4 protein-coding genes are annotated in these 25,664 nt (G+C 70.1%); all 4 read right to left on the bottom strand.

Annotated elements, in window-relative coordinates; all coding sequences use genetic code 11:
• Nucleotides 1-42 precede the first annotated feature (42 nt).
• The 4 genes from BQ8420_RS27950 to BQ8420_RS27935 all read right to left on the bottom strand — a co-directional run bounded on the left by BQ8420_RS27950 (nt 43) and on the right by BQ8420_RS27935 (nt 25,603).
• A complete protein-coding gene (locus tag BQ8420_RS27950) occupies nt 43-3,369 on the bottom strand; it encodes a right-handed parallel beta-helix repeat-containing protein (protein WP_087102903.1) in 3,327 nt (1,108 codons plus the stop codon).
• Nucleotides 3,370-3,468: 99 nt separating this feature from the next.
• Nucleotides 3,469-5,397 carry a hypothetical protein gene (locus BQ8420_RS27945; protein ID WP_087102901.1) on the bottom strand — a complete coding sequence of 643 codons (1,929 nt, stop codon included), beginning with the start codon at nt 5,395-5,397 and terminating at the stop codon, nt 3,469-3,471.
• A 165-nt stretch (nt 5,398-5,562) separates the two neighbouring features.
• A complete protein-coding gene (locus tag BQ8420_RS27940) occupies nt 5,563-25,185 on the bottom strand; it encodes an ADP-ribosyltransferase (protein ID WP_143847606.1) in 19,623 nt (6,540 codons plus the stop codon).
• Between the two features lie 22 nt (nt 25,186-25,207).
• Complete coding sequence (locus BQ8420_RS27935; protein ID WP_087102897.1) at nt 25,208-25,603, bottom strand: hypothetical protein; 396 nt, start codon at nt 25,601-25,603, stop codon at nt 25,208-25,210.
• Between the last annotated feature and the right edge of the window lie 61 nt (nt 25,604-25,664).

The raw sequence follows: 25,664 nt of genomic DNA, 5'->3' as shown, positions 1-25,664 counted from the left end.
CTGGCACCCGAGGACGTGCCCGCCCCCTTCCCTAGGCGTTACTCAGGGTGCGGGCACGTCCTCGGGTGCCAGAGCGGTGAGGTCTTCGCGGGTGGGGTCGGGCAGGTGCACCAGCCGACCTGCCTGGCGGGTCATCATCCGTTCCAGGGTCTGCCGAGCGTAGCGCGCGTTGCCGAACGACGCCGTCCGCGGCACCGCGGCGAAGTGCTCGTGCAGCCGTTCCACGGTCTCCGGCACGCAAGCGTAGCCGTTGGAATCGGCCATACGCCGGATGATGGTGACCAGTTCGTCGTCGGAGTAGTCGGCGAACTCCACTTGGTGGCTGAACCGGGAGGCCAGACCGGGGTTGGACGCCAGGAACCGGTTCATCTCCGCGGTGTAGCCGGCGACGATCACCACCACCTCGTCTCGGTGGTCCTCCATCAGCTTCACCAGGGTGTCCACCGCTTCCTGGCCGAAGTCCCCGCCGGTGCCCCCCTGGGGGGTCAAGGCGTAGGCCTCGTCGATGAACAGCACCCCGCCGCGCGCGCGTTCGAACACCTCCGTGGTGAGCTGGGCGGTGTGGCCAATGTAGCGTCCGACGAGGTCGGCGCGGGCCGCCTCCACGATCTGGGGGGTGGGCAGCACGCCCAAGGCGTTGAGCAGTTCCCCGTAGAGCCGGGCCACGGTGGTCTTGCCCGTTCCGGGCGGTCCGGCGAAGACCAGGTGGTGGCTCATGACCGGTACGGGCAGTCCCATCCGGCGACGCTGGTGACCGGTCGCGATCAGGTTGACCAGATCGGTCACCGTGGACTTGACTTGCGCCAGCCCCACCATTTCGGTCAGCTCGGCGCGCAGGCGCGTGAGCCTGTCCTCCCCATCGGCGTCGCTGTCCGGTCCGTCCGGCCGCACTCCGAGGTCCTCGGGCAGTAGACGGGACAGCTCCCCCGGGTCACCGGGGACCATCGCGCCGAGCCGGAACGCCTGTCGGTCGACCATCTCCTCGAAGGTTTTGCGGGCCGTACGCCCGTTGCCGAACGTGGCACCCTTGGGCATGCGGTCGAAGTACCCGTGCAGAGCCGCCTCGGTGCCGGGCGAAAGCTCGTAGTGGGATACCGCGCACATCCTTTGGACGATGCTGACCAGGTTGTCCGTCGTGTAGTTGGGAAACTCGATGGTGCGGCTGAACCGCGACGCCATACCCGGGTTCGCGGCCAGGAACCGCGCCATCTCATCGGTGTAGCCCGCAGCGATGACGACCACGTCGTCGCGGTAGTCCTCCATCAGCTTCACCAGGGTGTCGATCGCCTCGCGGCCGAAGTCCGCGCCGCTGCCGCCACCGTCCTGTTGGGTGGCGAGCGTGTACGCCTCGTCGATGAACAGCACGCCGCCACGCGCCTTGTCGAACACCTCGGTGGTCTTGATCGCGGTGCCGCCCACGTACTGCGACACCAGGTCGGCTCGGGCCACCTCCACGACGTGGCCATAGCGCAGCACGTCGAGGTCGGCGAGGATGCGACCGTAGAGGCGCGCGACGGTGGTCTTGCCGGTGCCCGGCGGGCCACCGAAGACCAAGTGGCGGCCCATGTTCAGCGAGGGAAGGCCCATCTCCGCCCGGCGCTGCGCCAGCTGGTTGCGGTTGACGAGGGTGGTGACCTCGTGCTTGACGTTCTCCAGGCCCACCAGCTCTTCCAGTTCGGCGAGCGGGCCATCCACCTCCAACAGGCCGTCATCGCCGGAGCCGGGCGGTTCGGCGGCCTCTGCCGGAAGCGGTGGCGGGACGAGGGCGCCGGCCGACTCACCATAAGCGTCGGGGCTGCCATTGGCGACGCTGACCAGCCCCTCTGCGCGCACGCGCTCGCTGCGCACCGTCTGGCGCAGGCCCGCACGCTGGTTGTCGTGTACCGAGCAGGCGTCCAGTGTGACGTCCTCGGCGCTGTGCACCAGGACGCCGTCGCCGACGTTGCCGAAGACCTCGCAATGGCGCAGGTCGGCGCGGGCGCCGGCGGCCACCATCGCTCCGTTGCGGCCTCCGCCGTGCATACGCGATCGCAGCGCGGTGACCTCCCCTCCGGGCTGAACGGAAATCCCGTCACCGCCGCATTCGGCTACGTCACAGTCGCGCAGGTCGGCCACCGCGTCCGTGGCGACCGTGACGCCGTTGTCGCGGGCGGCGCGCACCCGCACGTTGCTCAGCAGCGGGCGCGACCCGGCCCCGGCCTGGATGCCACTGCGGCCGACCCGCTCGATCCCGACGTCCTCGACGCGGCCCTGGCTCTCGGTGACGAAGTGCACGCCGTGCCCGCGGGCCTCGCTGATGGACACGCCGCGCAGGAACGGCGCGGCGGCCTCGATGGTGAAAGCCGACCCGGTGGTCTCCGCGACCCGGCCGCGATCGAACTCGGCGGTGCTGCCCCCGCTGACCAAGACACCCCCGCCGCCCTGCACCGTCATCTCCACGAACGCGGTGGAGGACCGGTCCTCGACGCGCACCGCGTCCTCCCCCGCGTCGTGCACCGCGCAGCCGGTCAGCATGCCGCGTGCCTTGCCCCAGGCGTGCACGCCCACGGTGGCGGGACGGGTGATGGTGACCCCGCTGATCTGGGGGTCGGCGCCGCTGTGCACGGCGATGCCGCGTCCGCCGACGTCCTCGAGCGCGCAGTCCTCGACACGGGGGCGTCCGCTGCTGGACACCAGTAGCGCGTCCTGGGCGACGTCGTGGACGCGCACGCGACTGATCGTGGTGGTGGCATCGTCGTCCAGGACGATGGCGGGCTTGGTGACACCGGTGATCTCGCAGTCGGCGATGGATCCGGCCGCGCGGTCGTTGGCGAAGACACCGTTGCCGCGCGCGTCACGGATGGTACAGGTGCGCACGGTGGGACGGCCCTTGCCACCGATGACCACGCCGGTGCTCTCAACGTTCTCGATGGTGCTGTCCTCAAGGACTGTGGGCTGCCCGGTGGTGATGACCACCCCGGCGCCCCCGGTGTTGGTGACCCGGCAGTCCCGCATGGCCAGCGCACCATCGTCGCGCACCACCACCGCGGCCCAGGCCGAGCCGTCCACCTCGCAGTCGGCCAGTTCCAGCTGCCCTGCTGGGATGTCGACGGTGGGCCTATCGCCGTCACGCCCGCGCACGACCAGACCGGTGATCTTGACGGCCTCCGCGATGGAGGCGACCGCGCAACCGGAGTCGGCGATGACCTCGACGCTGCCCCGCCCGTTCTGGGCGGCGAGGGTGACCACCTTGGTGATCATCAGACTCTCCTCATAGCGTCCAGGCGCGATGGAGATGAGCGCGCCGCTCCGGGCCACGGCCAGAGCTGCACGGATGGTCGGGTGCGCGTCCCTGCCATCCTGTGCGACCTTGAGGAGCTGTCGGGACATCGCCGGGTCCTTTCATCGGGTCGCTACCCACGCGGGGAGCGGCACCGTTGTCGTTCGGGGGTGGGTCCGGCCTGTTGGCCGGACCCACCCGGTAGGGGATCAGTTACAGCGGGTACGGACCGCCGACGCCACCACATGGGCGTTGGTGTCCTGGCCGTCGATCTGGTCGGCTCCACTGTTCTGGAGCTTCACGCTGATGGTGTCACCCGGCGGGGTGTAGGCGCCAACGTGCACCCAGCCGCCCTTGTCGGCGACCTGGTCGACCGTGAAGGACGCGAACGGCTCACTGGTCGCCGGGTCCGCGGAAGGGTGCAGCTGGTACTGGGCGGGGGCTCCCCCGACCCAGCGTGGGCTCTCCGCGTCGGGGATGTGAACGTAGATTTCACATTGGGCGTCCGTGAAACCGATGTTGAACGTCCAGAACGCGTACCTGCCGTTCGGCGCGTCCGGGTCCCCGGAGACCGGAATGGCGTGCCACCGGCCATCGCAGTTCTCCGTGTCGAAACCACCCTCGAACCCGAAGGCCCAACTGTGGGTGCCGTCTCCTTCCCAGAACTCCCCGGCGGTGCCGTAGGCGATGCGCTCGTTCGGGGCACAGCCCACCCCGGCCACCTCGGCGTAGCGGAACTCCGGCGGGGGCTCCTCGTCGGCGGGAGACTCCTGGTCCACCTCTTCCTGAGACCGCCCCTCCTCCGGAGCCTCCTGGGAAAGGACCTCGGCCAGCGGGGTCTCCTCGTCCGTGTTCAGGGGCTCGCCCACGGACACGGGCCGCCGCTCGGCGAGAATCTGCGCCTCCGAAGGCGCCTCCTCCTCGGTCCCGGGCCCTTCGTCCTCAGGGGCGGGTCCGCCGTCCCTCTCGTCGTCGGCGGGCGCGTCGGCGTCATCGTCGTCAGCGGGCGCGTCGGCGTCATCGTCGTCGTCGGCCTCCTCTGCGGGCGCGTCGGCGTCATCAGCCTGGCCGGAGTTGTCGGGGGCGATCAAGGCCAGGGGCCCGTTGGTGTTGTGATCCGGCAAGTCACCGAGCGGGGAGTCTCCATCGATCTCGGAATCGCCGGAGTCACCGGACTCCCCATCGGAGCCGGATTCCCGGGTGTCCTCTTCCTCCTCCTCACCGGGCTCCCCGCCGGAGCCGGATTCCCGAGTGTCTTCGTCCTCCTCCTCACCGCCCGGGCCCGAGGACGGGTCGTTCCCCGACGCGTCGGAGTCTTCGCCGTCGGACGAATCGCCCGATCCGCCATCGGGCGAACCGCCCGCTTCCGATCCGGAGTCATCGGAACCCGGACCCTCCGTGTCTTCAACACCGCCTTGTTCGGGGTCTTCTTGTGACAGCACCTCGGGCACGTAGCCGCTGTCAGGGGCGGGCTCCTCCACACCGGCCATCGACCCCGGCACAGAGGTGCGCTGTGCGGTCATCGCGGCGCTCTCAGCGCTCGCGCTGGTGTCCGACCGTACGAAGTAGCCGAGCACGCCCTCCTGGTCGACCAGATCGAACTCGGTGCCGGGCAGGCGTTGGGAGGTCTCGCTGACCGCGAAGGGGGTGACCATGAGTACCACCCCCGCGATCGCGGCGAACGCGAGGACCGGGCGTCCCGGACGCCCCAGCCTGCTCCCGGAGTCGGCCTCGGCCGCGGTCGCGCCCACAGCGGCGGCGGTCGTATTCGGGGTGGCCTCGGCCGCGGTCCCCTGCGGATCCAGGAGGTCGGACGGCGCGGCGATCTCGGGGGCCGGTGCCACAGAGCCCGTGTCGGCGGCCAACGATCCGAGGGCGGCGGCGTCCGACCTGCCCAGCGCCCCGTTCGTGAGAACTGAGGAAACGCGGTCTCCTTCCGCGTCGGGGAGCAGGCCGTCGGCGGCACCGGGGTGCGCGTCGTCGGTGGGAGACGCGGCACCGGACGTGGCCGCGGGGCCGGTCTCGCCGGCCGTCCGCGCGGCGTCAGCGCCGGCCGCCGTGTCCTGCGTGGTGGAGGGATCAGAGTCTTCGCGCGCGCGTGCCGACGGCACATCCCCTCCCGCGGCTTTCTCGGTCATGTGCCACTGGTCCTTTCGGTCTTCTTCGGGAATGGTGAAAAATCGGGGCGGGCACCCCGAAACCCTCCGTGTCCTGACGAGGACGGGAGGAAGATGGGAGTGCGCAGCGGTCGGCCAGGCGGGCGATGGAACGCGGTGGCACCTGGGGCCGGTCGGGGGCGTGGATCACTTGTCGCGGTCCTCCCCCTCAGGGGCTCGGCCGCCCTCAGGACGCTGGGACGTACCGGTACCGGGGGCGGCCACCACGGGCGGCGGGCCGTTCAGCACCTCGTCGAAGACGTCCCGCTGAGTAGGAGCCGGGGGCGAATCCAGGTTCGGCGTCACGTTACTCGCCTTCGGAGGCCCGCTCCCCTCGGTCGCCGGCGAAGACCGTCGCTCCGGTACGTGCGGAGGTGGTGGGGGCGCCGAAGGTGCCGGCGTCGGAGGGACCTGCCGATCGGGTCGTGCCGTGGACTCGACCGTCGACGCGGGCTTGGCAGGACCGGCGTCCTCGTCGGTGTAGACCCGCTCGGCCTCGGCGTGCGGACGGTTCATCGTCGCGCGCTGGGCATCGACGGCCGCCCGCGCGGCCCGGGTTCGTTCCTCCTCCTGGTCCGGGTGGGCCTCCCGCAGCGTTCGCTCCGGCCCAGTCGGTCTCAGGGATTCCCGAGCCGCCGCGCGGGCGGCGTTCCAGACCTCGAAATTTCGCAGGAGATCCCTGTGCAGCCCGTCCACCGTTGTCCGCTGGGCGGTGTACGCCGCCCGCGCGTCGCTCAGAGGCCCGGCGTCGCCGCTCCGATGCGCTTCTTGGACTCCCCGCACCAGTTCCGGCAGCTTCTGACGGGCGTCGAAGTAGGTCTTCTCGGCCTCGCCGAACGCCTCCTGGGCCGTGTACAAGCCGTCCCAGAGAGCCTTGTTCGCCTCGACCCCTTCGAGGACCCCCAGTTCGCGCGCCTGGTCGTGGTCGACCCAGGCAAGGGCCTCCGACTCGACCTCGGCCATGCCGACCTGATCGCGGGAGAACCCCATGTGGCGAGTCTCGGCCACCGGAGACTCCGCCGCCACCAGCCACGTCGTCGGAATCGCCACCAGATAGGCCCGTTTACTCCCCACGGGCGGTCGGCCGGGGTGGTCGGTCCGGGTGCTTTTCGAGGCACCCGCGGCGGACGAGACGGATGTGGATTGGGTGTCGTTCACAAAACCCATGGACCGGTGCTCGTCGGGGACGGATCCGATCGCGCCTCCGGTAGCGCCACCGGTGGTGGTGGAGGGATGGTCCGCCGTCGTCTCGTCCTTGTGCTCGCCCTTACGGGAACCTCCGTGCGCGGAGTCGACCGAGACATCGATCAGCCGTGCCCCCTCCGCACGTGGCACCGCGTGCAAGCGCCATCTCAAGTCGGCGAAGGTGATCAGCCTGTCCCGGAACAGGTTGGGCAGGCCTTTACCGCCGTCGGCGGCGGGAGCGAAGTTCGCCACCAGGGCCAGCCCGGTGAGAGCCACGTGAATGTTCTCCGCCCGGGGCCCCATCTTGTCGACAAGGTAGTCCCGCGCGGCGCGGACGAGGGCGGGTGCGGACACGTCCTGCGGCGGCTGCCAACCCGACGCCCGCGCCGTGGCGATGTACCCGGCGGCGGTGACCGCCGCCCCGTCGCCGGCCACCGACAGTGCCTCAAGCCACGGCATCGGCGCTCGAGCGCCCGAGCGCCGGTCAGCGGCCCATTCCCCGGCCGCCGGGTCGAGCAGCTGGTTGGGCGAGGGCAGCAGCCGCGGGGCGCCCGCCCGGAGCGCTTCAGCCGCCGACTCGCCGGTTCCGATGAGGTAGGGGGCGGGATAGAGCTCACTCATCCGCCCCGCGGGCGCCTCGGCGACGATGACATGGCCCTTGGTCTCCAGGTACAGGCGCAGCGAGGCATCGGTACCGATGACGGCGTAGGGACCGAAGACGAGGGTGTCCACCGTCTCGGTCGTCGAGTCCCCCGTGTTCCGTGTGGTCGAGGTCCCGCTCTGACGCGAGGCGTTGCCAATCCCGGGGAGGAGGGTCACTGGTCGCTTGTCGGGGGTCTGTGACGACGGAGGCTGCTCGTCGCTGGACGACAGCGTGCCGACCAGCCCGAATCCGCCTCCGACGGTGCTGTCCTTCTGCCTGCCCCGTGATTCGTTGATCTCAGTGGCGCGACTGCGCGAATCGACGAAGTCGGCCTTGGCCCCCACCCGGTCGACCTCGCCGCGCCGCCGAATGACGTCAAAGGTGATCTTGCCCTGAGACGAGGAGTGGGCCAGGCTCGTGGAGCGGACCTTCACGTCGATCGGCACGGCCCGTGCGGTGGCGTCGTCCAGTCCTCGGGTGATGTGCGCGCCGACTCGCTGGAACAGCTCCTCGCGGCTGGTCCCCGTCAGTTCCAGTCCCTCAGCGGCCAGCCGTCGGAACAGATCGTCGACGACGGGGCCCGCATCGGGGCCCTGGCGGTAGTGGCCCAGCCCGACGAACCCGGGTCGTGGCTCCCAGTTCGGTCGGGGTGCGTGGTGGCCCAGCAGCGCGGTCGCGATGGGGGTGCCGTCGGTGTCGGTCCCCACGGCGTCGTCGACCAGGTCGGCCGCATAGGCCTCGGCTTCGGCGATGTAGCCGAACTCGGCCCCGGGGACCTCGATGTGCACGCCGTGGTGTGAGGCCGTGGAGGTGCGGCGCGGCACGGTCACTCCGAGTTTCCAGTCCTTCTTGACCTCGGCCGCCTGGTCGAAGGACAGATCGGCGGTGTAGGGGAAGGCACCGCCCTGCGGGGTCACCTTGGTGGCCCGGGAGAAGGTGACCGACATGGCCGTGTTCTCCGTGGCCGAGCGCGAATAAGGGGTCCACCTCCCTCCCGGCATCAGGGTGGGGTGACCGCTCCTCGCGGTGTCCGTACCGGAAGCCGGCCCGCCCCCCGAGGGGGCCTCGTCGTTGGGGTTGTGCCGGAACCGGGCGGAGAACCCCAGTGAGCGAGTGTGGCCGCCGCGGGTACCGGCCGCGCCGATGCTCACCTCCCCGCTGGAGGAGACCTCCACCGTGGTCGTGGGCATCACCTCGTACAACCGAAAGCCGCCGCGTGCGGCACGAAGGACCAGGGTCGGCAGCCCCCGCCACCGCCACGCGGTGTCCACCTGCAATCGACCGCTGCGCAGCCCGAACCGCGACAGCATCTGGGGGACGTTACCGCCGAGCATGGGCGGCAACAGCAGCTGTCGCAGGTAGTCGTGGGCGCCCCGCGAACGCCGCAGGAATTCCTGGAATCCCGGAATGGTGTCGGTCAGTAGCCGGTTGCCCAGCCGGTACAGATCGGGTGCGGTCACGGTAGTGGTCGCGGTGGGCACACCGTCCATCGGGTGCGGCGCCGGAGGCCGCGCGGTGCCCAACACGACCGCACGGGCCTCGGTGTCCGACAGACGGCGCCGGCCCGTCGGCCGGTCGGTGGTCCCGTCTTGCGTGGTGGACTGATGAATGGCCGTGGTGCGGTCGGCGGCGTGTTCCACGTCCCGTCCCGCCGGGGATTCCACCTCCAGCCGCGCACGTGGGCCCTGGATGGTGATGGCGTGCCCGTCGTACACGACTCCGTCCCGGGCTCGGGCTGCGGCGCCGCCGTCGTCATCGTCGATCACGGCCAGGTCGTCGGCCTTGCGGAACTTACCCATCTTGGCCATGAGGTCGACGCCGTAGCGCCACACATCGGTGTCGCCGGTGGTCTTGACCGTGCTCTCGGTCGCCCCCTTGACCCCGTGTTCCTGGGTACGTCCGCGCGGCTGCGAGGCCTCGGCCGTCGCGTCGAGCATCCCGACGTTCTTTCGCGCGCCGGCCGCGTCGACCGCCGGATCCCGGCCCCGGACCCCGACGCTGAGCTGCTCGGTCCAGGTGTGGGTGCGCTCGCGCCCGTCGGTCTGCCCGGCCGATCCCGCCACCGTGGACTCGGTCCCCATCGTCGAGGTGCCCCCGAACACGCGCCCGGTGGCGTCGGCGTACAGTCGCACCGGCACGAACGGGGGCCGGAACAGGCCGCCTCGGTTGGCCAGGGTGGGGTCGATGCTCGTGGTCTCGATCAGGAGCAGGTCGATCCCGGCCCCCATCCACTCGTCCGGCCGCCCTTCCAGGTTGTGCGGGGTCATCGCGTCCAACACCATGATCGTGTTGGCGATGGCCTGATGGTAGTTCCGGCGCAGAACGGGGAACTCACGCGGCGTGCGGTGGCCGTCCGGCCCCGCGCCCGGACGGCGCGCGTAGGACGCCTTGGACCCGGTGACCAGATCGGGCACCACCATCCCCGGGTGCTCATCGGCGATCCCGTTCAGCACCGCACTCGCATAGTCCTCATAGACGGTGGTGGGCCGGGGCGCGGAGTTGGTGGCACCGTTCGCCGGCGTCGCGGTCCGATAACGGCTACCGTCCTCGTGGACCACCTCTCTGAGGGTCGTGCCTCCCCAATGGGCCGGACGGTCCACGGCCAGGTGGTCGAAGCGGGGGACGCGCCGCGCCCCCGCTTCGTCCGTCGGCTCGTCCAGGCCGGCCATGCGTCGGGCATCGGCGACCGCGATCTGCTCGATCGACCGGCCCCACGAGCTCATCAGTGTGGCGTCGCCGGAGAGCATGGCGTAGAAGACCCGCTCGACCTTGTAGGTCTCGACCTCTTTGGAATGCGCCTTGGCCGTCTGGGCACCCTCCGTCGAGAGGGCCCTGGTCGACACGGCGTCGAATTTGTAGGAGGCGTCGAAGTGGGGCATGTTGAGACGGAGGGTGCCTTGGAGCAGGGTCACGACCGCACCGAACCCGGCGCCGATCGTCAGGTTGGTCGACCGCTTCGCCGTCAGGCCCGCTTTCTTGTCGCCCTTTCGACTGCGGCTGAAGGACGCCTTCCCCGGCGCGTCCTCGACCCTCGTCAGCTCCCGGGGGACCGACCACATGATGAGGACTCGCGGCACACCGTGGATGTCGGCGACCAAGGCCATCGGCGTCGGCCCGCGGTCCAGCGACGCAAGGTTCTTCTCAAGGGCATCAGGGGCCGTGGCAAGGTCCAGTTCGGCGCTACTGGGGTTGTTCCGGTCGACGCCGAGTTGCTGGCGAATCTGCCCTTTCAGGCCATGGATGGGCTCAACGGCGAGCGGGTGCCCGCTGCCCACCCGGGTCCCCTGCCCGTTCTGTGTACCCGGGATGCGGGGCCCGTTGTCGAAGGGGTCGGGCAAGACGATGCGCTCCGGGGCATCGGTGGCGGCGTCGACGGCCGCGTCACGGTCCTTGAGCCCGCCGGGAACGGACATGCTCAGCCCACCGGGTTCGACCACGCTCAAGACCACCGGGCGCTCGGACAGTTCCACGTCGGCGCTGCCCTGGCGGTCCCGGAACCGGTCCGCCATCCCCTGGAGGCCACCGCGCGGGGCGGCGAGCGGGTCGACGGGCGGGTCGACGGTCAGTTCCACCCGGAGATCGCTCAGGAACTCCTCGAGGTCGCCCTTCAGTGACACCTCGCTCCTGCCGACGGCGCCGTCACTCACCGAGTAACTGGTGGAGCGCTGGTTGTGAGCCCCCTTGATCGAGAAGCTGAACGCGGGACCGACAGCCGAATCTGGTGGGACCAGCCCGTAGGCGGTGATTTTGAACGACCCGCCGACCGCGGCCGTGGAGGTCGCCGCGCCCTTCCTCGACACCTTGGTCTTGTGCTCCGCCGTGCTCTTGGTCTTCGCCCTGGGAGCGCTGTCCGGCCCCTCCTCCGCCGCGAGGCCGGATTCGGGGGCGAGACGCCAGGAATCGCCCTCCGGTGACAGTTTCAGGATGACCCTCCGTTCGCCACTACGACCCGGGATGGTGAAGGTGTGGCCTCCTGGGGCGAAGTAGGGGCGGGAGTCGCGCGCGAAGTCGGCGCGCACCCGCCGCTCGATGGCGTTGATCTCGCCGTGGGAGAGCCGCCCGCTGAGGTCGGCCCGAATCCGGGCGATGATCCGGTCCGCGGCGGGGCCGATGAGCGGGGAGTCGATCTGTCCGCTCCTCAGCAGGTAGTTCAGCCTTCGGCCGGGGGTCGGAAGCGGGGTCGAGGACGGGGTTGCGGCCGGGTCCGGACTCGGCGGCGTGGTGGCCTCCCGATCTTCGGGGTTCCGTGCCCGCCCGGAAACGTCGTCCCGCTGCTCCGGCGGCCGGACCGGGTCGGGACCGTCCTGGCCGGTGCGCCGTGGGCGTGGACGCGGCGGGACCACCGGGGGTTCCGTGCCGCGCGTCGTATCGGCTCCGGCCGGTTGGGCCGACTGGTCCGGTTGGGAAGGCGTGGGCGGTGCGTCGGTGACGTCGGAACGGTCCTTGGGCGCGGCGTCAACGGTCACCGGGGGGTGCGGTGGTGCGCCCGGCTCCTGCCCATGGGACGCCTCGGTCACCTCCGGGACACCCGGGACGGGCTCCGGAGCCGTCTGGGGGACCGGTTCACTGCCGGGGGCCCGTTCCTCAGCGCCGCTCGTGTCCCGGGCATGCCCCGGTGTGCGGGCGGCGTGAGTGTCCGGTTCCACCCCTCCCGCACGGGCGACCTCGGGCCTGGTACCGGTGGGACGCTCGCGGGCCGGTTCGTCCAGCTCGCGGTCCGCGGCCCGCTTCGCGGCCTCGGCGCGCAACCGCGCCCGGCGGGCCAGATCGCCCATGTGTTCGGCCAGACGGTCGGTCCGTATCGCCTGGTCCTCGCGGACCGCGGCCTCGGTGGTCATGTCCTCGACACGCGACGAGGTGGTGGGCGCGGCGTCCCGTGCGGCCGCCGCTGTCCGGATCGCGCTCTCGTCGGCGAGGTCGCGCTCCGTCTCGGCCCGCAGCCGTGCCTGATCCGCTTCTGCCTCCAGCGTCTCGGCCTCGAATCGCTCGGCGGCGGCCGGTTCGGGCCGTTTGCCCCGACGGGCACGCGCGAGTTCGCGTTCGTGCTCGGCGTCGGTCCTCTCCCGGACCGGGTCGGGGTCGCCGACGACCGGCGGGACGTCCTCGGCGCGGGAGCTTTCGGCCGGCTCCGTGACGTTCCGCGCCCCTAGGGTGTCCGTACCGTTCTCGGAAGGGGCCACCTGGTGGTGGGCGTCCCCATGCACCGAGCCGTCACGACTGCGGGACGTCGGGTTGAGCACGCCGTCCCACGTGTCCGCCAGGGACGGCTGTGGCTCGGTGGCGGGCGGCGTCCGCCCCGACGTATCCGGGGGCGTCGGCGCGGTCGCGCTCCCGTCCTGCGGCGCGACCCGGGTCGCCTCCCGCACGGACGGACCGGGCGCGGCCTCGGCCGGCTCGGTGGCGGTGTCGGTGTCGAAGTTGTCGGGACTCAGGGGTACGAACCGGCGCGGGTCCGAGTTTGCCACCACGGGATCGGGGTCGAGATATGCACGGTCCAGCCCGGCCATCGCGTCCGTCGGCTCCGGCACGGGCTCGGGAAGGTAGGCGGGACCGGTGAAGGCGGTCACCGGGTTCCCCCGTTCCTCGTGCCCGCCCCCCGTCTCCTGGGCGGGCACGAATTCCGCTGGACGATTGTGGGGGTCCGCCGTGAAGGGAGCGGGTGCTCCCTCGCCCCCCGGAGCCGCCTGCTGTCGGGGCGGCACCGTCAAAGCGGGCACGGTGCTCCTGGGGCCGGGCTTGTTCGTGGGCACATACCACCGAGCCAGCTGCTTCGCAGCGGGGGCCAGGACGCCCTCGGTGGACCATTCCCTCAGCTGGGAGTCCACCTGGTCCTTGGTCAGCAGGACGTCCGGATGCCCTGGGGCGGCCACCTTGATACCCCGCAGCAGCCGGTCATTGTAGTAATGGTCGTACCTCACACCAAGAAGGTCCAGAACGACCCGTTCCAGCACAGGCCGCGGCAGAGGTCCCAGACCGCCCAGCACCGAATTCTGCCGCGGGCCGCCCACAGGTAGCAGGGTGGCCACGACCGCTGCGCGGCCGGCGTCGGGCAGGGCACCGATCCATTTGCGACCCCACACCCGCGCACCGTGGTCGTGGAAGACGCGGAGCCCCATCACCAGGGTGTTCCCGCCTCTCCAGTGCTCCAGTTGAGCCTCGACACCACGCGCCGAAATAGCACGGTGCCCGTGCCCGGCGGGGATGTCGGTGAACGGCCCCTGCCCGAAGGCACGATCAAAACCCGCGGCGAAGATGCTGAGCGCGAGGTTGCCGTTACCGGGGTCGTTCGAACCGGACAGGCCCTGAGCGAGTGAGCGCATCGCGCCCGGGGGAAGCGCCCTGATCAAGGCCGTGGGGGGCACAAGGGCATCAAACAGATCGGCGGACGCCATCACCATGTCCATCACCCTCAGCAGCCGACCGTCGGCCCGCCAACCGTTGAACTCCGCTTCGAAAGCGGCACGGACCTGGGTTACGCGGGAATCGGCGCCGGAGTCGGCAGAGTGTTTACGGGCCACGGTCGCACGCGCGTCGGCGGCACGCGCCACCTCTTCGAACTCGACCGCGCGAGCATCGGCCTCCCGAGCCCTGGTGTCCTCACCGGAGGCACGGGCCTGCGCGGCACGCACCCCCTCACGACGGGCCGCGACACGCGCATCAGCGGCGATACTCATCTGTTCACGAACGGCACCACGCGCCGCGGCGTCCGCAGGAGCCACGAACTGTTCGGCAACACGGTCGGTGCCCCAACCGCGAGCGAACACGTCGATGACCGGGGCGAACCGATCGAACACCTCGAACCGCCGCGGGTCGGACGTGCCCAGGCCGGGTTCGAGGAGATGGACAATGAGGAACTTGTCCTCGTCTGTCATGTCGGCCCAACGTGGTGGCGCGTAGTCCGAGGTGCCGTGGTCCATGACCGAAGCGATGGTGTCGGCGTACCGGGTCCGCAGAGTAGGGTCCTGGACCTTCCGAACCCGACCCTCGGAGAACTTGGTCCAGACGTTCGTCATCAGAGCACCGTCGACACGTACGGCGCCGGCTCTCCGACGCCAGCGAAAGACCGAACGCGGGTCGAAATACTCGTCCATCAACCCGAGCCAGTGCGCGGTCTCATGTACGGCTGCTTCCACCGGGTACCCGTCGTGCCAGCTGAGCATGTCCATACCCGGGATGTCCTTGGACTGGGCCCCGTCTTCGTAGTGGCGCACGATGGGAGTAGCGTGCACGTCGCGCGAGGGTGTGGTGTCCTTGACGAGTTCGAGGCGGATGTGCAGCTGGTCGCCTGTTCCGGGCAACGGGTCGGCGCCGGGCACCGTGATCTCGTTGCCCTTCAGGTCCTTCGGGTCGCGAACGCTGTCCCTGCCGAACAGCGTCTCGAACAGGTCCCCGCTGAGCCGGTGCACCACCGTACCGCTCTGGTCGAGGAGGCTCCCGTCCCCACGCAACCGGAACTGGCCATTGAACATGGCGTCCAGCTTCTTGGCATAGTCCTTGAGATAGGCGTCGAACTGTCCCTTCGTCATGCTCGAGTGGCGGATGGGCCGCACGCGGAAGGTGATCTCCTGAACATGGGTCGGGCCATCCTTCCCGGTCTTCTTGCGGTACCGCTCGGGGATCGGGATCCGCCGGTGCTCGAACCTGCGCGGAGCGACCCACTTGGCTTTCATATCCGCCGAGACGAAGCGCGGCACGCCCAGGGCCGTGCCCTCCGCCACCACCCCCGCCGGATTCTTGAGGGCACCGTGCGCATCGAAGTCGTTCTCGCCCAGCGGCCGGGCCGCGCGGGCGGACCTTTGGATCTCGGCCCCCGCGGAACTCACGTGTGCACCTACCTGGTGGACCCGCGCGGCCGCCCGCGCGATCTCCCACTCGTCCCTCCCCGCCCCCCGCCACTTCGCCGGGTTCCCCACCACCTTGTGTTCATGGTCGGAAAGCGGGACCTCACCCTGAGGATCGGCCCTCCGCTGTGGCGGTCCTGTCCCCGCCATGGCCTCGATCCGGTCCAGCGTCCGCCGCGCCACGTACGGGTGGTCCTCGCCCCGTGCCGGGTCCCCGTCCAGCATCCCCAGCCGACGCAGCACCTCGCCGATCCCTGCAACCTCGAGAGCGCCGGAGGGAGCAGGGTCCTGCGCGCCGTCCTGTGAGGACGACACCGTAGACCAGGTCAAAGTGGCGTGGACCTGGTCGAGCGGGTGGTCGCTCTCCAGCACCACGACGGACACATGGAGTTGTTCGCCGCTGCGCGGCAGCACGTACTTGCGGTTGTACAGTTCCTCGACATATCGCTTCACCTGCATGGTGGCCGCGAGCGCGCCCGGCTCGTCCACGCCGTCGCCCGCGGCGGCGCGCACCCTCAGCACAACTCGCCGGAAGGACACCGGACCACCCCGGTCACCCTCTCCCCCACCTCGGACGGTCTCGATCGAGTCGGACATGAAGAATCGAGCGTCGAACGCCACCTTCGCGCGTATCCGTCCGCGGCCGGTACCCACCTCGACGCTCAGCGGAGGGGCGTCATCCGGCAGTTTGAGGGCGTTGGCGAGGTCACGGGAGAACCAGCGGTCCTCCGACTTCGGCTCAGTGTCCCCCCGCTTCCTCTTCCTGGACCAGTTCTGGTCGAAGTCGGACAGGCCGTCCCGAGTCGGCGCGGCGTTCTCGATCCGTTCCAGCGTCTGCCGAGCCACGAACGGCTCTCCTCGGCCGCGCGCCGGGTCATGGTCGAGCAATCCCAACCGCCGTAGGAGGTCGCGTGTTCCCCGACCGTCGGCGGCCGGCCCGGGAACGACCGGCGGCGCCCCGTCGACCGCGGGCGGAACCTGGTGCCATACGACGTCGGCATGGTAAGGCCGCCCGGATTCAGCCGGCTCCACGGACACATGCAACTGGTCACCGCTGTGCGGCAGGACGTGCAGGCTGTTGAACAAGGCCTCGATTTGCTGCCGCAACGCCGCGGAGGCCGCCGTCGCGGCGCCCCGGGAGGCGACGTCGAGGTTGGCACGCGCGCGGAATCGCACCTCGATCTGGCGAACGTAGCGGCTATCCGCACCGTTCTCACCGGGGACCTCGACCACGGAGGAGTCGTAGAAGGGACGGTGGACCTCCACATCCGCGCGCATCCGGCCGTGGGAGGTGTCGAGTTCGACGCTCACCCGGGAAGGCGCTCCATCGGGCTCCTCTACGAAGGGGTAGGACCGCACCCACTCCGACCGTCCCGTCTCCTGTCGCGGATCGAACGCGGGCAGGTCGTCCCGGACGGGTGCCGGCTCCCGGAGAAGGAACCTCGGCTCGCGCCCACCGCGACCAGTACCTCCCGCCGCCGAATCGCCTGCCGTGGGACCGCCCGCCGCCGAAGTCCCCGCACCGATCTCGGAACTCGCGGTGAACCGGACCGACGACGTGGCGGGATCCCGCCGCCCTTCGTCCGGTGCCTGCGCGGTCCCGGCGCGCACGGGTCCTCCACCGGAGTCGGAGCCGCTGCCGGAGTCCGTGGCGACGTACTTGTCGTAGTCGGCGCTGTCGTCAGTGACCCACACGACGCCCGAGAGGTAGTCGGCATAGCGGGGGTCGACCGTCCAGTTGCCCTTCCGGAACTCACCGAAGAGGTGTCTGCCATCGATCTGCCGGGGCTCTTGAGCCGCGATGTGGAAGGCCAGGCGAGTGCGCATCCTGCCCGGTCCGGTGAACTGGGCGGCAGCACCCTTGGCTCCTTCCGCCTGAGTGCCCTCAAGCTGCGGCAGCGGCCGTGGGACGGTCTTGCGGACCTCGTCGGTGAGGGCCAGCCCGGAGATCATCTCGTTCAGGAAGCGTGAGCCGGGTGGAGCGATGATGAGGTTGTTGTTGAAGTCTCCCAAACGCCACTGGTATCGGGCGGGTGTGGGAAGCTCGGCCTCGCCGGCTCCGGTGAGCAGCCCCAGGCCCGACACCTTCTGCTGAACCTGGTGCTCCTGTTCCTGGTCGCGCAGCAGCGGGGCGAGCATGGGCACGGAGTCGGCGTCCATCGGCGGTGGGGAGAGGCTCAGGTCGATCGATCCCGGGCCGATGTCGGAGTCGACGTGCATCCCGCCGTGGGTGGCCAGGGCGTGATAACGGACGATGTCCGACTGCATCGGCCACACCTCCCGCTCGACGGCGAAGTCGTGCAGCTCGCGTGCTCCGCCCTTGATACCGAGGGCGTCGGCGGGGGACGTCGAGACCTCCACTGCTGGCCGGCCATCGGCCCCGGTTGTGCCCGCCAGGTCGGAGAACAGTGCTCTGTTGCGCCGATTCGCCGAATCGTCTGTCCACAGGCGGACCGTCCAGCCCGCCTTCGTGGCACGCGTGACCCAGTGCCGCATGTTCTGCGCGCTGGCCTCGGGCATCTTTCCGTGGAACCAGTTCATGTGCAGGATGCGGGGCACCTGTCGGCCGCTGTCTCCGGGGCCGCCGACGACGACTCGCCGCGCCGGTGGTGCGACGCTGCGCAGTTCCGCGGAACGGTTGGTCTCCTTCCCGCCCTGCCCCCTCGACGGGGCCAGAACGGTGGGGAACAGGTCGTCCGCGAAGATGCCGAGCCTGTGCACGCCTCGCCTCTGGACGAATTCCCTGTACGCGTGGGAGACCTGCTCCCCACGAGACTCCGCCGTGTCGGACGCGCCGGCCCGACTGCCGTGGCCCCGCACCTCCGTGGCGGGCAACTGCCTGTTGTGCAGCAGCGCCCGGTAGGCTTCGTCGACTCTGCGCTGGACGAAGTCCTCGATCTCCGACCGGCCGGCCTCACTCAGCGCGGCGTCGCTCCTGGCGAACGGCACCGTGAGCACGTCGTTGTGGTCCGCGGGAGGCGGTGCTGCGGTGCGGGCCGTGGCAGACGGGTTCGCGGAAACGACGTCCGTCGGTTCGAACGGCACCGGCCGTCCCGGACCCACGGGGACCGTCCGCTGCCCGGCCCGCCTGGTGGAGGCTCGGGCGAGGACATCGTCGGGAACGACGACACCGGAGTTCCGTAGGATGTTCAGCACATCGGCCAGCGTTCCCTGCTTCCGCCATGCCTTGAGCTGCCCGTACACCTGCGTCGCGGTTACTTGGACTCGTGAGCCGTCCGGAACGGTGATGGTGAGTCCTCGTGCCGGTGCACGATACAGCATCTGGTCGAACCCGGCGCTGAACACCTCTAGGGCCACGTGGCTCAGCCCCGCCTGGTCCAAGCCCCGGTCCAGGCCCAAACCCAGGCCGCCAAGGGCCGGATCCGATCCGGACCACAAACGGCGGGCGACCCCCTCCTTCGTTCTCTCCGGCAGGGCTCCGATCCACTCTCTGCCCGTCACCCCCAGGCTGCTGTCGGCGAGCACGATGAACGCATCGATCAGCTCATCTCTGCCACGCCACTTGTCGATCTGCCTCTTGACATCACCGGCCGTGATGTGAGGGCGTCCCTGAACGTCGGGGATGTCCTCGATCCGCGCGCGACCTGCGATGTGGTCACGCCCAGCGGCGAAGATGGCCAGCGCGTCGGCGTTGGCCAGATCAGTCGAATCGGTCAGTACGTCTTCGAGCGTGTCCCGCATGGCCCCGGGCAACACGTCGATCATGACCGAGGTGGAAACGCGCACCCCGTTCCGGTCCGCGAGGTCCATCGCCCGTGCCAGCCGACCGCTCTCCCGCCAACCGCCGAGGTTCGCTTCGAAGGCGGCACGGGCCTGGGCGAGACGGACATCGACACCGGAGTCGGTCGCACGCGCACGGGCCTGGGCCGCACGCACGTCAGCGGCACGCGCCGCCGCCTCGAACTCGCCCGCACGAGCGGCAGCCGCCTGAGCTCCGGCTTCGTCACCAAGGGCACGGGCCTGCTCGGCACGCGCCCCCTCACGACGAGCCTCGGCACGCGCGTCGGCGGCGGCACCGAGCTGCTCCCGAACGACACCAAGCGCCGCGGCGTCCCCGGGAGCCACCAACTGTTCGGCAACCCGGTCGATGCCCCAACCGCGAGCGAACACGTCGATGGCCAGAGCGAACCGCTCGAACACCTCGAACCGCCGCGGATCGTTCTCGGTCAGACCGGGGTCGAGGATCCGGAGGATGTCCGACTTCACTTCGGCGGACAGCTCGGCGACCCGTGGTGGCCGCGTGTAATCCGATGTGCCGTGTTCCACCATCGAGGTGATCGTGTCGAGGTACCCGTTCAGCACGACGGGGTCGCGGTGTTTGTACCGCTTCCCGTCGGCGCCACGCTTCACCCATTCGTTGCCCATGACGCCGTAGCCGTGGGCATCGTCGCCGGGACGCACGGCGTTGGCGTCCCGGCTCCCTCGGAAGACGGTGCTCGGGTCGAAGTACTCATCGATTAGCCCCAGCCTGTGCCCGGTCTCATGGACTCCCGCTTCCACCGGGAACCTCGTGTTCCAGGTAGTCATGTCCATGCGGTCCGTATCCGGCCGGGACTCCAAGTAGATCTCGCTGTGGACCTGGTCATCGGGGGTGGAGTCGTCGGCCAAGAGGAGGCGGATGTGCAACTGGTCCCCGCTCCCGTGCGGGGGCGACTCGGCACCCGAGACGGAATAGGCCACTTCCATGTCGTCCCGGTCCGGTCTGCTCCCCTCTCCGAAGAGGGTGCTGAACAGGTCGTCGCCGAGTTTGTGCACCCGAGTGCCTTTCGCACCCACGACGGTTCCGTCCCCGCGGATCCGGAATTGCCGGTTCCACATGGCGTCCAGCGTGGCCGCGTACTCCCGTAGGTAGGTCTCGTACCGCTCTGGCGTCGTGGTGCCTTCGTCGCGGTGGATTCGCGGGCGGAAGGTGAGCTCCAGGACATGGGTCGGGCCTCCCTGCGTTCGGTTCTCCTCAGGGATCGGGATCCGCGCCCATTCGAACCTGCGGTCGGCCCACCGGGAGTTCATTTCGGCCTTGACGAACCGTTGCGGATCACCGGGACGGGCGTCGGGGTTGTCCACCACCGTCGCCGGGTCGACCGGGTCACCACCGGGGCCGATGTCCAGCGGGCGAGCGGCGCGGGAGTCGGTCCCGGGATCGGCCCATTCGGCGCTCACGTTCGGCCCGCCCACCTGGTGGACGGGCACGTCGGCCCGTGCGCCCTCCCACACGGACGGATCCGCCAGGCCGGTGTGCACCCGTGCGGGTTCGACGCGCTGGGGATCGACCTTCCGGCGCGCCGGACGCGGTTCCACCATCGTCTCGATCCGTTCCAGCGTCCGCCGCGCCACGTACGGGTGGCCCTCACCGCGCGCCGGGTCCCCGTCCAGCATCCCCAGCCGACGCAGCACCTCGCCGATCCCCCGGCCGTCGGTGTCCGGCCCCAGAGCGGGTGGCGGTGAACCATCGGCCGCGGACGGCACCGGGGACCAGGACACCCGGGCGTGCACGTTCTCAAGCGTGCCCGATGTCACCGGAACGACGCTCACGTTCAGTTGCCGCCCACCGCGCGGCAACACGAACTGGTCGTTGAACACCGCCTCGACGTGCTGATTCAGGGCCCGCGACGCGGCGGCCTGGGCCTGCTTGTCCATACCGGATTGAGCGGGAAGGCTCAGGACCCGCAGCTTCACGTCAAGGACCGAGGACGGCCCTTCGTCATCGTCACTCTCACGGTGGATCTCTCTCGTGGTGGACTCGAAGAAGAGGTTGTGGATCCGCACCCGGGCACGCATCGGACCGTTCTCGGTGTTCACATCGACCGTCAACGGCGGCGCGTCCGCAGGTGGCTTCAGGGTGTCCGCGAAAAGCCCCGAGAACCTTCGCACCTTTGGTTTCTGCTCCGGCCCCCACTGGTCGGATCCGGGCAGGTCCGCCACAAGCGGCGCGGGGTCGCCGGGTCGGTGGTTGACGGGCGGCCCGAACACCGGGGCGCCGGCGGTGTCCGGGACCGGAGTCCGCGTGACGGCGGTCACCGGCCGGTCCGCGGCGGGATCCGCGGACCGCGTGGCGGACGGGTGCGCGGAGGCGACCTCCGGTGGATCGAATCGTACCGTTCGCCCCGTCTCCAGGGGAGCCGTCCGCTGCCCGATCCGTCCGCCCGAATCGGTGAACCCACCATGCTGGTCGCCGCCCGTGCGGTCATGCCTGGGATCGTGGTGATCGCCGTTGCCGTCGAAGCGGCTGGATGTGGTGGCGCCCTCGCGAGCGGCGGGCAGGGAGTCGGGAGCGACCTCGACCATCATGTGCCATTGCCCGTCGCGATGGACGGCGTCGACGATCGACCACTCCAGATCACGGCCGAGCACGAGCTCCCGCTCCTGAACACCGTAGGTGGACAGCCGTTCCATCCAGATGGCGGGGGTGCCCGCGGGAATCCGCATGTAGAGCACCGCCTCGTTGTTGTCGAAGGACGGGGCCGCGTGTCCCAAGGCGGTGGACAGGTAGCCCCTTTCGTGGAAACGGGTTCCTTGGTCCACCATGTCCTGGGGAGACATGGGCAGGTGGCTGATTCCCATGCCGCGGGTCACCATGACGTCCTCGGGCACCGGCCTTCCGGCCAGCGCCCGGTCCATCCTCCGGATGTACTGCCGGGTCTCGGAGTCGAGGCGACCGCCGGAGCGAAGCGCGGTGTTCATCTGGCGGTAGGTGCCCGCAGCCGTATAGGCGCGAACCGCGTCCGCCTCGCGTTCGGGTAGGTCTTGTACGTATCCGTCCCAGTGGTCACGGCCGAACCCGATCGCCTCCGCGTTGTCGGCGAACGTGCGCACGTCCGGCGCCGTGGCGCCGACCCCCCAGAGAGCGTGGAATTCCAGCAGTCCACCGACGACGGGCGGCAGCCCCGTGCCCGCCGGTCCGGACAAGAAGGGGTTGTGCGTGGGGATTCCCGGAACACGGGGATGCCTCTGGACCGGCTGGGCGGGAACGGCGTCTGATTCGTCGGAGTGGTAAAAGGCGTCTTCGGGGCTCTGGTCGTCGAGGTCGTCCAGGGTCCAGTCGCCATCGATGGGCGCGCGGTCGCCCGGTCCTTGGTGGGTGGACGGGTGGCCGGAGGTCGGCAGCGAGGGGTACCCGCCGTAGCCGCCGCCCCCTTGAGGGGTCGGGGACGTGGACGGGGAGAAATCGAAGATCTCACCGTCGTCGGCCGAGGTCGGGTACTGACCATTGGAGCCGTCGTCATAGTCCGCGAAGCCGTCGTCGTAGGAGCGGTGGTAGTGGAACCGATCGGCGAGGTTCACCGAGAGGGCGGGGGCGTCGCCAGCGGAGGGAAGAACGTCGTCGAGCGCGTACCGGTACTCGGTGAGGTCGGCGATGACCTCACCGATCGTGGGAGGTTGGTCCTTGCCCCCCTTGGGGTCCTGCAGGGCTCCCAGGTCCAATCCCTTGGGAGGGTTCCCCCGCCACGGATCATCGGGGTCGACGGGGTCGGACTCGGTCCGCGAAGGTGCGGGCGGGTCGTCGTACAAGCCTCCGAGTTCGTCGAGGTCGGCGTGTGGGGACGGTGTCCGAGGGGCCTCGGTCGTGCCCTCGTGCGGACCGTCGGCGACCTCGGGCCCGACCCGCTCGGGGTCGGACTCGGGCGCCCGATCCGACATGGGGCGGTCCGGGTCGCTCTGGATGTCGGTTCTGTTCGAGTCGGCGGACGAATCGGTATCGCCGGTGGTGCGGACCCGACCGGTGTCCGGGGAGTGGGACGGTGCGTCCGCTTCCGAGGACGGGGCCTGTGTCCGCGCTGCCTGGGAGGCGGTGCCCTCGCCGCGTGGGGTCGAGCCGGGCCGGGAGGCTCCCGCACCGTCACCACCCTGCGCGGGCGGGGGCGTCCCCGTCATCGCGGACGGAGCGCCCGTGAACCCGTCCCCGGCGACCGGGACGTCGAACGGGTGGTCGCGTACCTCGTCCGTGTCGGTCACGTCCTGCGGCGTCCCGGCGTCGGGAGGGGCGACGACGTCCGATGGCCCGTCGACGAGCGGCCTGTCCCCGCCGTCGTCCTCGAACCGGGACATGGACGGATCCTCCATGCGCGGGGGCGGAGCGGCGGGGGCATCCGTACCGCCGGTGTCCTGGCCCTGGGGTGCCCCGGACGGTGGCTCCACCGTCGGGTCGCCATCGTCCCGAGCCGTCATCGGAACCTCGGGACTCGACGGCACGTCCGGCGGTGGCACCGGGCGCACGCGCTCGTCGGTGTCGGGTACGTCTCCGCTCCCGGGCGAGTCGGCGGGGTTCCGGAGATCGGCGTTCTCGGCCTCGGGGGTTCCAGGGCCCGCGTCGGTGTCCGACGGCGCCTCGCCGCCCTCGGGCCCGTTGCCGCGCCCAGGGGCACCCGAGCCTCCCCCACTTCCGGAGCCACCGGCTCCTCCGGAGCCGCCCGTGCTCCCACCGCCGGTCGACACCTCGGAGTCGTTGGCGGCGCCCACGGAATCCGATTCCATGACCGGCGGGGGCGGGACGTCCACCGTCATGTTGGACCCGAACAGGTTCTCCAGGGCGTCCAGGCCCTTGATACCGCCCAGAACGCCGCCCGTGGTCAGGGCCACGTTCGCAGCCCCGGCGACGGCCGACATGCCGTTCGCGTCGAACTTATGGTCCTCTGAGAGGGCCATGTTGCTGAACCCCTCGCCCAGGTAGTTCGACCCGGCCGCTTCGGCGACGTTGGTGCCGAAGTGCGCGGCGGTGCGCCGCCAGTTGTCGGCGAATTCCGTCAGGCCTTTGGTGGTCCCCTCGGGCAGGGTCTGGGACAGGAAGGCACGGGTCTCCGGCGACAGCTGTCGACCTCCCAGGCCCGTGGGCGCGTCGTTCAGCACCCGCGCGAGGGAGCCACCGATGTCGCGTGTACCCCAGTTGGCGATGAAGGTGTCGGCGTAGTTCCGGCCGAGGTCGCGCGCGGCGTCACGGCCGAGCCGGTCACCGAGGTTGCTCTCGAACACCTTCCCGACGTCGTCGCGAAATCGCGCCGTGGTGGCGACGTTGTCCCAGGGTCTCGGGTTGCGCCCGAAGGGCCGGGCCAGGTCGGAGGCGTTGCGGGCGAGCGCGTCGGCCATGTCGTCGGCGAGGCGCGGCGGCACCGTTTCGGGTGTTCTCACGGGGGGCGGTTGCGGGGTCGGTTCGTCGCGCACCACGGGCGCCGGTGTGGGGGCGTCATCGCCTTTGGGGCGCGGGCCATCGGCGTCGACGTCGTCGCGTCCTCCCTTGGGCGTCGGTGCGCCTCCGACCTGGTCGTCCCCACCGATCTTCGGCGACGGCGGCCCGTTCCCGGGGAGGTCCTCGGGACCCGGCCCCCTGCCTCCACCGGGCGGCAGCGCGGCGTCCGGCTCGATTTTGAAGTAGTTCTTGAGGATGCCGCCGAAGTTGTCGGTGATCCAATCGGCGAACCTCCCACCGAGCCAGCTGAACCCGGCCGAGAAGAGACCATCGAAGACGCCACCGACACCCGCCGCCGTGCTGAGCTCGTCGTCGTTGCCCTTCCTGTTGCCCTTGGCCATCTGGGCCCGCTGAATGAGCTGGTCCAAGGTCATCGCGAAGGTGACGCTGACCACCAGGTGCACCAACAACGTGTTGAACAGGAATCTCAGCAGCTGCTGGATGGCCAAGCTGGCGATCCGCTCGAAGACGGGGATCATCGTCAGGCTCGCCCCAAAGCTCCACTTGGCCATGGCGATGGCCCAGGCGATCTCCAGGGCGAGCTGGATCAGCTGCCCGATGATCATCCACTTCACGTACTCGACCTGGTTGGCCGCCTCACGAACGAAGTCGGCGAGCTGGTGGGCCGCGTCTGCGGCGGCCTTGACGTAATTGGTGTTCCCCGCCGTGAACTTGTCGATCGATTCTTCGAAGTAGTCGGCGGCACGGCTGTCGAAGGTGGTGCGTACCCGGCGCTTGACGGAGGTGACGAGCGGCGGGATCTCGGTTTCGATCCGGCCGCCCGTCTGGTCGAGGAGATCGGAGAGTGCACGCAGCGTCGTTTCGTCCGCGGTGAACCACTTCGAGCCCGTCAGCCCGTAGAAAAGGTTCCGCAGACCCGACGGCAACTGCATTCCCATACCGGATACCCCCCGTTGTTCCTTATCGCCGACCGTGCCCGCCGCCGGGCATACCTCCGGGAGCGCCGAGACCGTCGGGGGAGTCTGGCAGGTCCTGGAAGAGGTTGCTCGAGATGTCCTCGTTGCCCAGCTCGGCCCTGCGATACTGCTCAGCGGTGTGGATGGTGTTGGTGGCCGTCTCCCGGAACACGTCGACGAGGATGCCGACGTAGTCCTGGAAGTCCCGCTCGCCGGGGACGAACTTGTCCTCGAAGAGGACGGCTATCTCGTCTCCGTGACCCCAGGGCTTTTCGCCGAGGGCGTCCTTTCCTCCTCGGTACTGCGCGAGGATCTCTTGGGCGAGGTCCGCCGGCTCGTTCAGCATGGCGCCGTACTTGGTCATCAGGTCGGGGCCCACGAACAGGGAATCACCGGACATGGCGTTGCTCCTTTCGGTGTCCAGGGGTCGCGGCGGCCGGTGTGAGCGGGCCGCCGCGTCG

The sequence above is a fragment of the Nocardiopsis sp. JB363 genome (assembly GCF_900143625.1).
Taxonomy (GTDB): Bacteria; Actinomycetota; Actinomycetes; order Streptosporangiales; family Streptosporangiaceae; genus Nocardiopsis.
The sequence above is the reverse complement of the archived record's forward strand: the minus strand, read 5'-3'. Positions and strand labels throughout refer to the sequence as shown.

Coding starts and splice junctions, on each gene's coding strand:
- BQ8420_RS27935 (WP_087102897.1), bottom strand. CDS start 25,603: ATGTCCGGTGATTCCCTGTTCGTGGGCCCCGACCTGATGACCAAGTAC.
- BQ8420_RS27945 (WP_087102901.1), bottom strand. CDS start 5,397: ATGACCGAGAAAGCCGCGGGAGGGGATGTGCCGTCGGCACGCGCGCGC.
- BQ8420_RS27950 (WP_087102903.1), bottom strand. CDS start 3,369: ATGTCCCGACAGCTCCTCAAGGTCGCACAGGATGGCAGGGACGCGCAC.
- BQ8420_RS27940 (WP_143847606.1), bottom strand. CDS start 25,185: ATGGGAATGCAGTTGCCGTCGGGTCTGCGGAACCTTTTCTACGGGCTG.